Genomic DNA, 13,247 nt, shown 5'->3' on the forward strand with positions numbered 1-13,247 from the left:
GGCGTCTGATCCCGGGGAGGGCTCATGGACTCGATCTTTTACGGTTTTGTGATTCTCACCTTCGTCGCGGTCGTGCTCGCGATCGAGGGCGTCTATCAATGGTGGAACGCGCGCCACGGCGCCGCGGCACGCCGGATCGAGTCGCGCCTGCGCGCGATGTCGGCCGGCGGCAACGTGCAGCAGGAGCGACTGTCGATTCTCAAGAAGCGGATGCTCGACGAGTCGAAACCGTTCGACCGGCTGTTGATGCGCCTGCCGCGCGTGCAGTCGCTGGACCTGCTGCTGCAGCAATCGGGGCGCGACTGGACGGTCGCGAAGCTGGTGGTGCTCAGCGTCGCGTTTCCGGTGGCCACGGCGCTCATCCTGAGCTTCACGCCGCTGCCGCTGTTCGTCGTGGCGCCGATTGCGCTGCTGACCGCGTGCCTGCCGGGATTGCGCGTGGCGCGCCATCGCAACCGGCGGATGCTGAAGCTGGAGCGGCAACTGCCCGACATCTGCGACATGATCGCGCGGGCGCTGCGCTCCGGCCACTCGTTCACGAGCGCGATCGGGATGGTCGGCGAGGAGTTTCCCGATCCGATGGGCGGTGAATTCCGGATCACGTTCGACGAAATCAACTACGGCGTGTCGCTGCACGATGCGCTGGTGAACCTCGCGACGCGCGTGCCCGTCGATGATCTGCGGTACTTCGTGATCGCGGTGCTGATCCAGCGTGAGACCGGCGGCAACCTGGCCGAACTGCTCGACAGCATCTCGGCGCTGGTGCGCGAACGCTTCAAGCTGTTCGACAAGGTGCGCGTGCTGTCGGCGGAAGGGCGGCTGTCGGCCTGGATCCTCGGCCTGCTGCCGTTCGGCACGGCGGCCATGATGGCCGTGCTGAACCGGGAGTTTCTGTCGGTGCTCTGGCAGGATCCGGCCGGCATCAAGATGGTCGGCGCGATGCTGACGTCGATGGCATTCGGCATGTTGTGGATTCGCCGCATCATCCGGATTCGCGTCTGACGCGTGTCTCGATCTTCACGAACCGATTCGAGGCTGTCATGCAAAACCTTAACGTAGTACATGTCGTGATGCTGGCCGGCTTGTTCGTCTTCGTCGTCGGCGGCGTGCTCGTTGCGATGCTGCTGTTTGCGCCGCGCGGCATGGAACGCCGGATTCAGCAGGCGAGCGGCTCAACCGTGGGCATCGGCGCCGGCGCGGACGACGGCGGCCAGCCGTCGCGCTGGATGGCGAAGCTGGTCGAGCTGTCGCAACCGATCTCCCGGCTGTCCTTGCCGCAGGAGGGCTGGGAGAATTCGCCGCTGCGGATCCGCATGATGAATGCCGGCTGGCGCGATCCGAACGCGGGTGCGCTCTACTACGCGGCGAAGACGGTGCTCGCGCTGGCGCTGCCGGGCGCGGCGCTGCTGTCGCTCGCGACGACCCGGCTCGCCGATCAGCGCATGCTGCTGTCGTTCATCCTCGTCGCACTCGCCGGGATCGGCTACTATGTGCCGAACGTGATCCTGTCGCGGCGGATCGCGACGCGTCAGCGGCTGATCTTCGAGGAATTTCCGGATGCGCTCGACCTGCTGACGGTCTGCGTCGAGGCTGGGCTCGGGCTCGACGCGGGGCTGATGAAGGTGAGCGAGGAGCTGCGCTTTCGCAGCGAAGTGGTCGCGGGCGAGCTCGATCTGCTGCTGCTCGAGATGCGTTCCGGGTTCACGAAGGAAACCGCGCTGCGCAATCTGGCGCTGCGAACCGGCGTCGAGGATATCGAATCGTTCTGCGCGATGCTGATCCAGGCCGATCGCTTCGGGACCAGCATCGCCGAATCGCTGCGCGTGCTGTCGGACATGCTGCGCACGCGGCGCCGGATGCGCGCCGAGGAGCGGGCCGCGAAGATCGCGCTGAAGCTGCTGTTCCCGCTGATCTTCTGCATCTTCCCGGCGCTGATGTGCGTGCTGCTCGGGCCGGCGATGATTCACGTGTATCGCGTGCTGCTGCCGACCTTCACCGCGCTCGGGCAGTAGGCGGCAACTGGCCATGCACGTCACATGCATCGTGTCGACATCCCGCGTGGATGCCGACACGCGCATGTGCCCGGCGATGTTCGGTCGGCGTCCTGTCGAAGTGACGCCGAAACAGGTGTGCGAGATAGTCGCCGCTGCCGAGCCCGCAGCGCCGGGCGATCGAATCGACCGGCAGCGCGGTGCGTTCCAGCATCGTGCACGCGCGGGCGAGTCGAACCTGCGTCAGATAATCGCTGGGCGTCACGCCGATTTCGCGCGTGAAGTGGCGCAGCAGCGAACGCTCGCTCATCGCGACGCGGGCGGCAGCCTGTCCCATCCGGACGGGGGCCGCGAAGTTGGCCGCGAGCCATTCGGCGACATCGCGCATTTTTTCGGACATCGGCCACTCGTTCAACGGAATCCGGATCGCCGCGGATTCCATCCGGGCGCCAGGGTGCGCGGCACCGTCATCCGGCGCGTGACGTGACATCGAGGTGTTGCATCGGACCGATTCACCCTCTCCGGCGTGATTGTGTTGGCGGTTGCAAGCAATGCACGTCGAGCGTCGAGCGTCCGGGATGAATGGCATCAAGAAGCGTGTCCTGTCGTGGTCGAGTGAAGATTGTCGATGCCGGTTCGGACATCCGCTGTCCAGAGTGCAAAAAAGGGCTGCGTCATCTGCGGCATCGTCGTGATCGCGCCGTTCGCGGCGGTCCGCCGCCTGCGACATCGCGTCGGCATGTCGGGCGCGCCGGTGCCGGAACGGCGATCCGGCATCCGCCGATCAGTTCGCGTCGAGCGGCGCGTCCATTGCGTCGAGGCGCGTCGCGATCCATGCAAGCAGGTCCTGCCGCACGGTGATCCGTCCGTCGGGTCCGTATGCGGCCGACGCCTGCAGCGAACGCGCGACGGCGTCCAGCGCCGTGCGGGTGTCGAGCGTGCCGGCGACGGCCCAGAGGCCCGCACGGCGGTGCGGCAACGCACGCGCGTCGCCGGCGAACAAGGCGATCTCGGTGCGCGTGCGATCGAGCGGCCGGGTCAGTGCGCCGTTCGCGCCGGTGCAGTTCCAGCAGAATCCGTCGGACTGACGCGTGGCCGGCTTGACGACATGCACGACGATGTCGGCACCGGCGGCCGCACGGTCACGCGCGATCTTCCAGGCCAGTTGCGGATGTCGCGATCGCAGCCCGGCGAGCCAGGTCTGCGCGTCGCGTTCGTCGATTCCCCACAACCGCAACGCCACACGAAGTGCGCGCCGGCGGCCGGGCAGGGCGTGCGCTTTCGATGCAGGGTCGAGGTTCGGGTGATCGATGGGTCGGGTCATGGGGTGCAGGCACGAGTGAAGGGAGGCCGATGGTGTGCCTTCGTCGGGACAAAATGTGTCCCGTTTCGCGTCCGGACGCGAATGGCGTGTCGTGCGGATCTCGGGACACCGTTTGTCCCGACGCGCGGTTAAGGTGGCGGCATGCACGACCGGCGACGCCCGCGCGCGTCACTCGCGATCGAACGGGGGTGAACGCGATGGGCTGGCCGGTCGGGCGGATCGATGCCTCCACAACGTTTTTCAAGGATCCGACATGAACGGCTATCCGTCACCGCTCGAAAGTCTTGCTGCATTTGCCATTGCGTTTGCCGCCGGCGTACTGTCGACGGCCGTGCTTTCCAGATACGTCGACAAGGTGCGTGCCGACGCACGGCGAACGGCTGTCGAAGTTGTTTGATCGGTCGATCGTTTGATCGGACAGCGGCATCGATGAGCGCGGGGCCGCGCTGCAGCGTCTGCCGACCATGCGGCACGGGGCGCGCGACGCGCCGGTTCGACAGCGGGCGCCGGGACGGACGTTCATTCGACCGAACGTCATGCTCAAGAAATCGGGTCAGTTGTCGTTAACCCGTGACGTTCCCTTTTGCCACGTGCCGGATGTCCCCCATGCCAGACCTCGATCGCGACATCATGCGCCTGCTGCCCGACGCCGGCGCGCAGGCCGACTACGTCAGCACGCCGGTCCTGTATGAGCGCATGCAGGAGATCGTGCCGGACCTTCCGTCGATCAAGACCGTGCTCCGCCGTCTTGCCGAACTGGAGGCACGCGGCCTCGTCGAGACCGACCGGCGCGGCACGGCATCGGTGTGGCGCCGCAAGGACGGTGCGAGCGGCATGGCGGCGAAGGCCGGCTCGATCATGAGCTTCGACGAGGCGCTCGCGTTGCAGACGTTGCGGCGCTTTTCGTCCCGGCAAATTCCGGGGCTCGTCGCCGATTCGATTTCCGCGCTGTTCAGGATCGCCGACGCGCGGCTCGAACGGCCCGTCAGCGAGTCGGAGCGCAAGTACGCGCGCTGGACCGGCAAGGTCGCGGTCGAGAGCGGCGGCTTCTCGCTGCACTATCCGTCCATCGACCGCAAGATCTTCGCGGCGGTCTCGCGTGCGCTGTTCGAGGAGCGCAAATTGCAGATCGTCTACCGGCCGCGCCACAACGCGGACAACGAGACGCCGAAGGTCGTGCTGCCGCTCGGCCTCGTCGAAGTCGGCGGGCTGGTCTACATGGTCGGGGCCACCGAAGGCAAGCCGGAACCGACGCTGTACCGGATGGACCGGCTCTCGCGCGCCGACGCGATGCTCGAATCGTTCGTCTATCCGGCGTCGTTCTCGCTCGAGGTCTACGTGAAGCAGCAGCGCCGCTTCGACTTCATGGTCGACAATGAAGTGAAGCTGTCGCTCAAGTTCGTCAACCAGGCCGGCGACCATCTGCTCGAGGCGCCGCTGTCGCTCGACCAGACGACGCGCCGCACCGACGATGCGCTGTTCGTGCAGGGCACCGCGATGCTGAGCCAGCGGCTGCGCTGGTGGCTCCGGTCGTTCGGGCCGAACGTCGAGGTGCTGGGGCCGGCGAGCCTGCGTGCCGAGCTGGCGGCCGAAGCGGCCACGCTCGCGCAGATCTACGGCGGGTGACGGGCGGCGCATGGCACAGGTCTTTCCGAATGGCTGGGACGTGCTGGCCGTCAGCGGCGCGGCTCGACGCGAGATCGAGACGCTCGAGACGCTGCGGCGCGACTTGCCGGACAGCTACACCGTCTACCACGGCGTGCACTGGACCCAGCTCGACAAGGGCTTCGCCATCTTTGGCGAAGCCGATTTCGTCGTCGTCGGGCCGTCCGGCCGCGTGCTCGTGATCGAGCAGAAATCCGGCTTGCTCGAGGAAACGCCCGACGGGCTGGCCAAGGTGTACGGGACGACGCGCAAGAGCGTGCCGTCCCAGCTGGCGAGGACGATTGCCGGAATGCATGGCCGCTTCACGACGGCGTTCGGGACGAAGCGCTATCGGCTCGAGGCGTTGTTGTATTGCCCCGACTACCGCGTGAAGCAGCCGGAAATCGCCGGCGTGAACCCGGCACGGATCGTCGACGCGGAACGCCGTGACGCGCTGCCGTCGATCATCCAGTCCATCCTTCCCGCCGATGAGCCGCAGCTGCCCTGTGCCGATCGCCTTCACGCGTTTCTGAGCGACGAACTGTCGCTGACACCCGACGTCGGCGCGACGATCGACGAGGTGGCGCGCGTCGTGACGCGGATCTCGGGCGGCCTCGCGACGTGGGCGCGTGCGATCACGTGCCGGCCGTTTCGGCTGCGGGTGATCGGCACGGCCGGCTCCGGCAAGACGCAGCGCGCGCTGCGCGTGCTCGAGGACGCGTCGAAGGCCGGGCGCCGGGCACTCTATCTGTGTTTCAACCGGCCGCTGGCCGATCATCTGCGCCGGATCGCACCGCCCGATGCGACCGTGCTCACCTATCACAAGCTCTGTCAGCAGGCCGCGGCGCGATGTGGCGAAGCGATCGATTTTGCCGATGGCGGCGTGTTCGAGCGGCTCGAACGGGCGCTCGCCGGCTGGCAGCCGGACGAAGCCGAGCGTTTCGACACGATCGTCGTCGACGAAGGGCAGGACTTCCTGCAGGAATGGGTCGTGCCGATCGAGCGGCTGCTGCGTGACGACGGCAAGCTGTGGTGGCTCGAGGATCCGATGCAGAACCTCTATCTGCGCGACGGCGTCGATCTGCCGGGCTGGGTCGAGGTGCGGTCGATGTCGAACTATCGCAGCCCGCGGGACATCGTGCGCTTCGTCGGCGCGCTCGCCGGCGCGCCGATGGGATTCGAAGCCGCCAGCCCGTTCGACGGCTCGGAGGTGGACCTCATGACCTATGCGGGTGCGAATGCCGCGCAGACGACACGCCAGGCGATCGACGCCGCGCTGGCTGCCGGTTTCGCGCTGTCCGACATCGCGCTGCTGAGCTTTCACGGCCGGGAGAAGTCGATGTTTACCGTGCTGGACCGGCTCGGCAGGCATGCGTTGCGCAGCTTTACCGGTGCATACGACGCGCACGGCGCGCCGGTTTACCGGGACGGCGAACTGCGATTCGATTCGGTGTTCAGGTTCAAGGGGCAAAGCGCGCCGTGCGTGATCCTGACCGAAGTCGATTTCGAGCACTTCGACGAGATCGCGCTGCGGCGGCTGTTCGTCGGCGCGACGCGCGCGACGGTCAAGCTGATCGTCGTCATGTCCGATCGCGCGGCGCGGATGTTGATGGAGCGGATCGGGTAGGGGGTGGCGGAATCGTGATCGGTCTCGGTCAGGCCGATCAGTGCGGTATTCGTGTTCGAGTCACCGAGGTCCACGCCCGGCGGGAAACAGTCGGGCTGGCGCTCCGAGTCGAGATCGGCCGGCGATGCCGGCCGGGTTGGCGCATCACTGAAAGTGATGCACGTACCGCAGCACCATCCGCGAACCCTGCGGCCGATTGCGCGCATGGACCTCGAAGTACGCGTTGAACATCAGGTGATCCTGCGGCGAGAAGCTATACATCGCACCCGGCCCGATCGCCAGCACGGCTTCCCGCGTGCCGGACACGTCCTGCCCGTTCGCCTTCATGTCGGTGGTCTGGCGCAGCCAGTAGCCGTTGAGCCCCAGCCGCAGCCCGGGCCGCACTTCATACTCGGTCGCGAAGTTCGCATGAACGGCCTGGCCGGCCTGCGTCGACGTCACGTCGGGCCCGAGCGCGGTGGCCGGCTCGTGATTGGTCGCGTTCCACAGATAGTGCAGGCGCCACGACACGGTCCACTTCGGCGTGACCCAGAATGTCGCGGCCCAGTACGGATCGAACGACCAGAAATGGCTGCCCGGATTGATCGCGCGCGCCGGGTCGTATGCGCCGGTCGGCGCGATGAACTGGAATTCCACCCGCTGCGCAAAGCGCGGCCCCTGCGCGCCCATCACCGGATCGAACTGGATGAACGGGCCGACCAGCAGGTCGCCGAACCCGGCACGCGAATTCAGCGCGACGTTGCCGATCCCGTCGTTCGTATGCACGGACGCCACCCACGGCAGGATCACGTCGAGCCCCGGATGCATGCCGCCGAACGTCAGCGGCGACTGGTAGACGAGCTGGCTCAGCCCCGCGAACAGGTCGATGTCCTGCTTCGGCAGCCCGACCTTGTTGCCGGCGTTGTCGTTGATGCGTCCGGCCGTGTAGTACTCGAGATACTGCGTGCCGTACCAGCCGGAGCCGGCCGGCGGCATCCCGTCGAGGAAGCTGGTCATCCCCAGGTTGACCGACGGCAGGTCGGTCGCATGCGCCGGCACATGTCCGGTCAGGCCGGCGAATACGAGGCCTGCGATCGCAAGCAGGCGAGAGCCGCATTTCATCATCACCACCTCCTGAATATTTATTTGTATAACTAATCAAACGGAACGAGAAAGTTCGGGGTGCGCCGCGATCGCGCGGTACTGGCCCGCATGGAACACGAGCGGCGCATGGCCGAACGCAGCGAATTCCTCGATCTGGCCGATGAACAGCAGGTGATCGCCGCCTTCGTAATGGCCGACATGGCGGCACACGAAACGCGCGCTCGCGCCGTCGAGGCAGGGCACGCCGCCCGCATCGGCGTCCACGTGCGGCACGCCGTCGAACTTGTCGGCGCTCGGCGTCGCGAAACGGCGCGACAGCTCGATCTGGTCGTGCGCGAGGATATTGATCGCGAAGTGTGTGGCCGCGACGAAATCCGGACGGCTCGGCGCGACCTTGCGCAGGCTCCACAGCACGAGCGGCGGGTCGAGCGACAGCGACGAGAACGAATTGGCGGTAAGGCCGACCTTGCGCCCGTCGGGCGAACGCGTGGTGATCACGGTCACGCCGGTCGGGAACTGCCCGAACGCGGCGCGCAATTGCTGCGGGTCGAGGGCCGGATGGCAGGAAGCGGTGGTGTCCATGTCGTTTACTCCGAACGTGCGGCGTGTTCGCGGATCAGCGCCGCGCAGGCCGACGGCTCGAACCACCACGGCGAGAATTCGCGCGGGTCGTCGAAACCGTTGACGATCTGCGAGGCGAGCGACGGCAGCTGGCCGGCGGCGCCGAGCAGCTCGAGGATGTGCGGCGGCGGTGGCGTGAGCAGCGAGTTGGTCCAGCGCACGACGTGCTGCGCATACGCCCAGTAGCGTTCGAACGTGTCGTGCATCCAGCGTTCGTCGAACGGTTCGGCTTCGCGCGCGAGGATCGCGTCGCCATACACCTTCGCGCATTTCGCCGCATTGTTCGAACCCTGGCCGGTGATCGGATCGTTGACGACCACCGCATCGGCCATGCCGAACACGGTGCGGCCCGACGGCAGGCGGAAGAACGGCTTGCGCACGGTCGGCGTGAAGCGCCCGGACAGCGTGCCGTTCGGATCGGTGAGCGCCACGTCGCGGCAGCGCTCGAATTCCCACGGCACGTACTGCTGCAGGAACGACAGGCTGCGGTCGAGATGCTGCTCGGGCGTCTTCACGTCGGCCCCGCAGTCGAGCGGGCCGCCGGGGATCCCTTCGAACACCATGATTTCGCATGGGCCCGTCGTGGCCAGCGCGGGAAACACGAAGTATTCGCCGATGCCGGGCAGCAGGTTGAAGCGCACGCGCGAGTATGGCTGGCTCGGCATCATCCCCTTCACGTAGGTGAGGGCCAGCGCGCGTTGCGGACGCTCGAACGCGCTGCGTGCGTCGTCGCGGCCCAGCAGGTTCACGATTTCGCCCTTGCCGGCCGCCAGCAGCACGAGATCGTGGCCGCGCGCGAGGTCCTCGAGCTCCGGCACGCCGACGTCGCAGATGCGCACGTCCGCACCGCGGCGCCGGATCGCGTCGAGCCAGTCGGCCATCTTCACGCGCTGGTCGACCGATTGTGCGTAGCGCGTCAGCCGCGACGACCAGTCGATCGCCTTGCGGCCGCCGCCCTCGGGGTGCGGCACCGCGACGCCGATGCCTTCGACGGACGGGCACGCTTCTTCCCAGGTGTTCAGGCCGAGATCGCGCTCGATCTGCAGCGCGGTATGGAACATGCACTGGCTCGACATGACCTTGCCGGAACGGATCTGTTCCGCGTCGCGGTTGGTCGCGAGCGTGACGTGATAACCCTGGTCGAGCAGCATGAAGGCGAGTTGCAGGCCGGATTGGCCGGCACCGACGATGGCGATGCGTTTCATGATGAAATCCTTCGTATAACGAATTATGTGAGACGGACTATGAACCGGGAGAAACGACTTTCGGTTACTCGGCCAGCCGCGGAATCGCCGGCACCGCCTGCTCGGGGCCCATCGCGGAATAGCCGCCGTCCACCGCGTAGTCGGCGCCCGTCACGAAGCTCGCCGCGTCGCTGCACAGGAACGTGACGACCTGCGCGACTTCCGACGGATCGCCGACGCGGCCGAGCAGATGAAACGGCGCGGCCACGCGATCGGTCTTCGCGCGGTCGCCGTGCGTCAGCTCGTCCATCACGCGCGACCAGGTCCATCCCGGCGACACCGAGTTGACGCGAATCCGGTCGGCGGCGAGATCCATCGCCATGCTGCGCGTGAGCTGGCGCATCGCGGCCTTGGAGGTCGGGTAGAGCCAGCGGCCGGTCTGCGCGCATTGCGCGGAGATCGAACTGAAGTTCACGATCGCGCCGCCGCCGCGCCGCGTCAGGTACGGATGCACGGCCTTGACCAGCATCGCGGCCGACACGACGTTGACGTCCATTGCCGCGAGCCAGTCGCGGCGCGACGCCTGGATACCGTTGTCGACGTAGCTGCACGCCAGGTTGATCAGCAGGTCGATCGCGCCGAAGCGTTCGGCGACGGCCGACACCGCGCGTTCGACCGCACGGTCGTCGGTGATGTCAGTCGCGATGAACATCCCGCGTTCGCCGAGCGTGTCGGCGACGCGCGCGCCGTTTTCCGCATCGAGATCGAGGATCGCGACGCACGCACCGGCGCGGCTCAGGTCCTGCGCGACGGCGGCGCCGATCAGCGTGGCGCCGCCGGTGACGATCGCGACTTTGCCAGCAAGGGCAGTCATGGAGTGTCTCCTGGAATGATTGAGTGAAGGCGGCGCGCGTGCGACGCGCCGCCTGCGGATCCGGCGGCCATCACGCGCTGTCGTGCCAGCGCTGCATCAGCCCGTTCGACGGCACGGTTTCGTCGAGCAGCTTGCGCGCCGTCTCGACACCGGCGACGGGCAGCCCGGCCGCGTCGAGCAGGCCGATCTGCACGAGCACGCTCGCCTGGTCCCAGTAGATGTGTTCGTGATACAGCTTGTCGCCGCGGAACTTGACGATCGCGACGAGCGGAATCTCGACACGCTTGCCGGTCGGCGCGACGCCGGGCAGCATCCAGTCGATCTCGGTCGTATGCGTGAAGCAGAACAGCAGTTCGTCGACGATCTGGCTTGCGCCGACCGTGCGCGAGATCGGCGTGATCGTCGTGTCGGGCGGGTTCGCATGCACGAAGTGATGCGTGTAGAAGCGCTTGAGCTCGTCGTAGCCGACACCGCCCGTCAGCGTCGGAATATGGTTCACGTACGGCTGCGCGACCATCGTGGCCATTGTCGCGTCGACGTTGCGCGTGTCGAATTCGTGCCGCAGGTGTTCTTCCCACAGTGCGGACAGGTCGTAGCGCGGGCCGAGCGCCGCGCGGTACGCGGCGATCGCGCGCTGGTGCGCCATCATCGCGGCCGCCTTGTCGAAGTGATCGCCGCCGGCGCGCGCGAACGCATGATCGACGCCCGGGTACACGTACACCTCGACACCGTCGCGCCCCGCGAGCGCCGCGGTGATGCGCTGCTGCGCGTCGGGCGGGCAGAAGCGGTCCTGCGCGGCGATCTGCAGCACGAGCCGGCCGCGCAGATGCGCGGCCTCGTCGAGCGCGTGCTCGATTCCCACGCCGTAATAGCTGACGGCGGCGGCCACGTCCGGCAGCCGGCACGCGGCGAGATAGGCGAGCTTGCCGCCGAGGCAGTAGCCGAGCACGCCGGCCTGGCCGGTGCATTCCGGCCGTTGCGCCAGCACGGCCAGCGCGGCGGCGATGTCGTCGACGCCCTTGTTTTCGTCGTACTCGCGGTACAGCGCCATCGCGCGCTCGAAGTCGGCCGCCGAGTCACCGAGTTCGATGCCGGGCGACTGGCGCCAGAACAGGTCGGGCACGAGCACCGTGTAGCCTTCCTCGGCGTAATAATCGGCCACGTCGCGCATCGTCGCGTTCGCGCCGAAGATTTCGTGACATAGCACGATGCCCGGCCCCGTGCCGCCGGCCGGTGTGCTCAGGTATGCGCGAAACGCGCCGCCGTCCGGCGACGGGATCTCGATGTGTCGTCCTTGCATGTGTCCCTCCATACTGTTCGTGACTGGCATGGGCCCAGTATTGGCGGACGAAACGCGCGTTTCTATCCGCTTTCTTCGGCCGGTATCCGCGAATTCCGGAAACCTGCGGTTCGGCCCGCCGCGCCGGGGCCGGCACGCGGCGCACTGCGGGTATCTGCGGATGCGGAAGGCCCGCACAGTTTTCTACGATGCGCGAAAGGTCCGCTTCTTGCGTGAGGTGCGCAGGGCTTGCGTAGTGTAACGAGGCGGACTGTCCGGATACTCCGGGCGCTATCCGGATCGTGCGACGGGCTTCCCCGGAATCGGGAACGCGTGCACAGCGCAGGTGCGATCAAGCACGACGGGAGAACTTCGATGGGGCAATTTTCCGGAACGGGCTGGCTCGGCGACGCCGCCTGTTTCAATCACGACACGCTGCTGCTGCAGTCGAACGACGTCGACGAGGTGCGCGCGCGGGTGGCGGACGTGTTCAAGCCGCATCGGCTCACGCTGACCGGCGCTTCGCACGCACTGCACAGCCGCATGCACCATGCGCGCTGGGGCAACCTGTCGCTGAATCTGCTCGACTACGGCGGCGAGGTGTCGATCGAACCGGGGCCGCTCGAGCATTTCTATCTGTTGCAGATTCCGCTGCGCGGCGACGCCGAGATCGAATGCGGCGCGACGCGTTTCGTGTCGTCGCCCGACACCGCGTCGCTGCTGTCGCCGACGCTGCCGCTCCGGATGCGGTGGGGCGAGGCGTGCCCGCAGGTGATCCTGCGCATCGAGCGCGAGGTGATGGAGCGGCATGCGCAGCGGCATTTCGGCGGCGAGCGGCGTGTGCCGGTGGAGTTCGAGCCGGAATTCAGCCTGTCGTCGCAGCAGGGCGCGTGCCTCGCGCAAATGCTGCCGATGCTGGCCGACGCGATCGCGACCGACGGGCATCCGCTGCGCCATCCGCTCGCGTTCGAGCAGCTCGAATCGACGCTGTTCAACCTGTTGCTGTACGGCCAGCCGAACAGCGCCCGCAACGGCACACGGCCCGCGCCGGCGCCGCTCGCGCCGTTCTATGTGCGGCGCGTCGAGGAATACGTGCGCGCGCATCTCGACGAGCCGCTGACGATCGAACGGCTCGCCGAACTCGCCGGCGTCAGCCCGAGCACGCTGTTCGCCGGATTCCGCAATCGCCATGGCATCACGCCGATGGCATTCGTGCGCCAGTTGCGGCTGCAACATGTGCGCGACGAACTGCGCGACGATGCGACACCGGGGCTCGCGTCGGTGACGGACATCGCGCTGAAATGGGGCTTCGCGCATCTCGGGCGGTTCGCGATCGACTACAAGCGCGCGTTCGGGGAATCGCCGTCGGCCACGCTCCGGATGCGGCGCGTGCGGTGCTGACGGGGCAGTCGCAACGCAGGCTCGCCGGCGTGCGGACGGTCGACAGGATTGATGCTGGCGCGTCGGCGGATCGGTAGCAGGAGCGCAGGACGCAGCGGCAGATGCGCATTGCGCGCGTGGCGGCGACCGTTGCCGGTCCGACTGAGGATGTTTTCGGCGCATGCGCCGCGGCCGGCAAGCATCGCTGCTTGCCGGCCGCGACTTCACGCAACGAGACCG

13 protein-coding genes are annotated in these 13,247 nt (G+C 67.3%); 6 read left to right on the forward strand and 7 right to left on the reverse strand.

Annotated features, from left to right (window positions below; translation table 11 throughout):
- Positions 1-24: 24 nt before the first annotated feature.
- Together DIE06_RS23100 and DIE06_RS23105 are read left to right on the forward strand one after the other, a co-directional pair.
- Positions 25-1,002: a type II secretion system F family protein gene (locus DIE06_RS23100; protein WP_124663332.1), complete on the forward strand. Its 978-nt coding sequence runs from the start codon at positions 25-27 to the stop codon at positions 1,000-1,002.
- A 38-nt stretch (positions 1,003-1,040) separates the two neighbouring features.
- Complete coding sequence (locus DIE06_RS23105) at positions 1,041-2,012, forward strand: type II secretion system F family protein (RefSeq protein WP_124663333.1); 972 nt, start codon at positions 1,041-1,043, stop codon at positions 2,010-2,012.
- Here the strand turns inward: DIE06_RS23105 and DIE06_RS39585 are convergent.
- Together DIE06_RS39585 and DIE06_RS23115 are read right to left on the reverse strand one after the other, a co-directional pair.
- Positions 1,993-2,721, reverse strand: coding sequence for a helix-turn-helix domain-containing protein (locus DIE06_RS39585; RefSeq protein ID WP_124663334.1), 729 nt, complete (start codon positions 2,719-2,721; stop codon positions 1,993-1,995). The two genes, DIE06_RS23105 and DIE06_RS39585, sit on opposite strands and share 20 nt — an antisense overlap.
- Before the next feature lie 54 nt (positions 2,722-2,775).
- Positions 2,776-3,315 carry a hypothetical protein gene (locus DIE06_RS23115; RefSeq protein WP_124663335.1) on the reverse strand — a complete coding sequence of 180 codons (540 nt, stop codon included), beginning with the start codon at positions 3,313-3,315 and terminating at the stop codon, positions 2,776-2,778.
- A 253-nt stretch (positions 3,316-3,568) separates the two neighbouring features.
- Here DIE06_RS23115 and DIE06_RS38405 point away from each other — a divergent pair, with 253 nt between their 5' ends.
- From DIE06_RS38405 to DIE06_RS23125, 3 genes are all read left to right on the forward strand, one after another.
- Positions 3,569-3,712: a hypothetical protein gene (locus tag DIE06_RS38405; protein ID WP_185733454.1), complete on the forward strand. Its 144-nt coding sequence runs from the start codon at positions 3,569-3,571 to the stop codon at positions 3,710-3,712.
- Positions 3,713-3,921: 209 nt separating this feature from the next.
- The gene (locus DIE06_RS23120) at positions 3,922-4,941 is read left to right on the forward strand and encodes a YafY family protein (protein ID WP_124663336.1); all 1,020 of its coding nucleotides are present in this window, start codon (positions 3,922-3,924) and stop codon (positions 4,939-4,941) included.
- 10 nt (positions 4,942-4,951) lie between these two features.
- Positions 4,952-6,586: an ATP-binding domain-containing protein gene (locus DIE06_RS23125; protein ID WP_124663382.1), complete on the forward strand. Its 1,635-nt coding sequence runs from the start codon at positions 4,952-4,954 to the stop codon at positions 6,584-6,586.
- Positions 6,587-6,730: 144 nt separating this feature from the next.
- On the opposite strand, the gene DIE06_RS23130 is transcribed toward DIE06_RS23125, so the two are convergent.
- From DIE06_RS23130 to DIE06_RS23150, 5 genes are all read right to left on the reverse strand, one after another.
- Positions 6,731-7,690, reverse strand: a complete 960-nt coding sequence (locus DIE06_RS23130) for a transporter (protein ID WP_124663337.1) — start codon at positions 7,688-7,690, stop codon at positions 6,731-6,733.
- A gap of 33 nt (positions 7,691-7,723) precedes the next feature.
- Positions 7,724-8,251, reverse strand: a complete 528-nt coding sequence (locus tag DIE06_RS23135) for a flavin reductase family protein (RefSeq protein WP_124663338.1) — start codon at positions 8,249-8,251, stop codon at positions 7,724-7,726.
- 5 nt (positions 8,252-8,256) lie between these two features.
- On the reverse strand, positions 8,257-9,495 hold the full coding sequence (locus DIE06_RS23140; protein ID WP_124663339.1) for a styrene monooxygenase/indole monooxygenase family protein: 1,239 nt from the start codon (positions 9,493-9,495) through the stop codon (positions 8,257-8,259).
- Between the two features lie 64 nt (positions 9,496-9,559).
- On the reverse strand, positions 9,560-10,348 hold the full coding sequence (locus DIE06_RS23145) for an SDR family oxidoreductase (protein ID WP_124663340.1): 789 nt from the start codon (positions 10,346-10,348) through the stop codon (positions 9,560-9,562).
- Positions 10,349-10,418: 70 nt separating this feature from the next.
- On the reverse strand, positions 10,419-11,648 hold the full coding sequence (locus tag DIE06_RS23150) for a dienelactone hydrolase family protein (RefSeq protein WP_124663341.1): 1,230 nt from the start codon (positions 11,646-11,648) through the stop codon (positions 10,419-10,421).
- A gap of 354 nt (positions 11,649-12,002) precedes the next feature.
- Here DIE06_RS23150 and DIE06_RS23155 point away from each other — a divergent pair, with 354 nt between their 5' ends.
- Positions 12,003-13,028, forward strand: coding sequence for an AraC family transcriptional regulator (locus DIE06_RS23155; RefSeq protein WP_124663342.1), 1,026 nt, complete (start codon positions 12,003-12,005; stop codon positions 13,026-13,028).
- Positions 13,029-13,247: the final 219 nt, after the last annotated feature.

This window comes from Burkholderia sp. Bp8998, from assembly GCF_003854235.1.
Classification (GTDB): Bacteria; Pseudomonadota; Gammaproteobacteria; order Burkholderiales; family Burkholderiaceae; genus Burkholderia.

What these genes read in the sequence shown, in the direction of transcription:
- DIE06_RS38405 (WP_185733454.1), top strand. Translation starts at nt 3,569, where the DNA reads ATGAACGGCTATCCGTCACCGCTCGAAAGTCTTGCTGCATTTGCCATT.
- DIE06_RS23140 (WP_124663339.1), bottom strand. Translation starts at nt 9,495, where the DNA reads ATGAAACGCATCGCCATCGTCGGTGCCGGCCAATCCGGCCTGCAACTC.
- DIE06_RS23100 (WP_124663332.1), top strand. Translation starts at nt 25, where the DNA reads ATGGACTCGATCTTTTACGGTTTTGTGATTCTCACCTTCGTCGCGGTC.
- DIE06_RS23105 (WP_124663333.1), top strand. Translation starts at nt 1,041, where the DNA reads ATGCAAAACCTTAACGTAGTACATGTCGTGATGCTGGCCGGCTTGTTC.
- DIE06_RS23115 (WP_124663335.1), bottom strand. Translation starts at nt 3,315, where the DNA reads ATGACCCGACCCATCGATCACCCGAACCTCGACCCTGCATCGAAAGCG.
- DIE06_RS23155 (WP_124663342.1), top strand. Translation starts at nt 12,003, where the DNA reads ATGGGGCAATTTTCCGGAACGGGCTGGCTCGGCGACGCCGCCTGTTTC.
- DIE06_RS23150 (WP_124663341.1), bottom strand. Translation starts at nt 11,648, where the DNA reads ATGCAAGGACGACACATCGAGATCCCGTCGCCGGACGGCGGCGCGTTT.
- DIE06_RS23135 (WP_124663338.1), bottom strand. Translation starts at nt 8,251, where the DNA reads ATGGACACCACCGCTTCCTGCCATCCGGCCCTCGACCCGCAGCAATTG.
- DIE06_RS23130 (WP_124663337.1), bottom strand. Translation starts at nt 7,690, where the DNA reads ATGATGAAATGCGGCTCTCGCCTGCTTGCGATCGCAGGCCTCGTATTC.
- DIE06_RS23120 (WP_124663336.1), top strand. Translation starts at nt 3,922, where the DNA reads ATGCCAGACCTCGATCGCGACATCATGCGCCTGCTGCCCGACGCCGGC.
- DIE06_RS23125 (WP_124663382.1), top strand. Translation starts at nt 4,952, where the DNA reads ATGGCACAGGTCTTTCCGAATGGCTGGGACGTGCTGGCCGTCAGCGGC.
- DIE06_RS23145 (WP_124663340.1), bottom strand. Translation starts at nt 10,348, where the DNA reads ATGACTGCCCTTGCTGGCAAAGTCGCGATCGTCACCGGCGGCGCCACG.
- DIE06_RS39585 (WP_124663334.1), bottom strand. Translation starts at nt 2,721, where the DNA reads ATGTCGCAGGCGGCGGACCGCCGCGAACGGCGCGATCACGACGATGCC.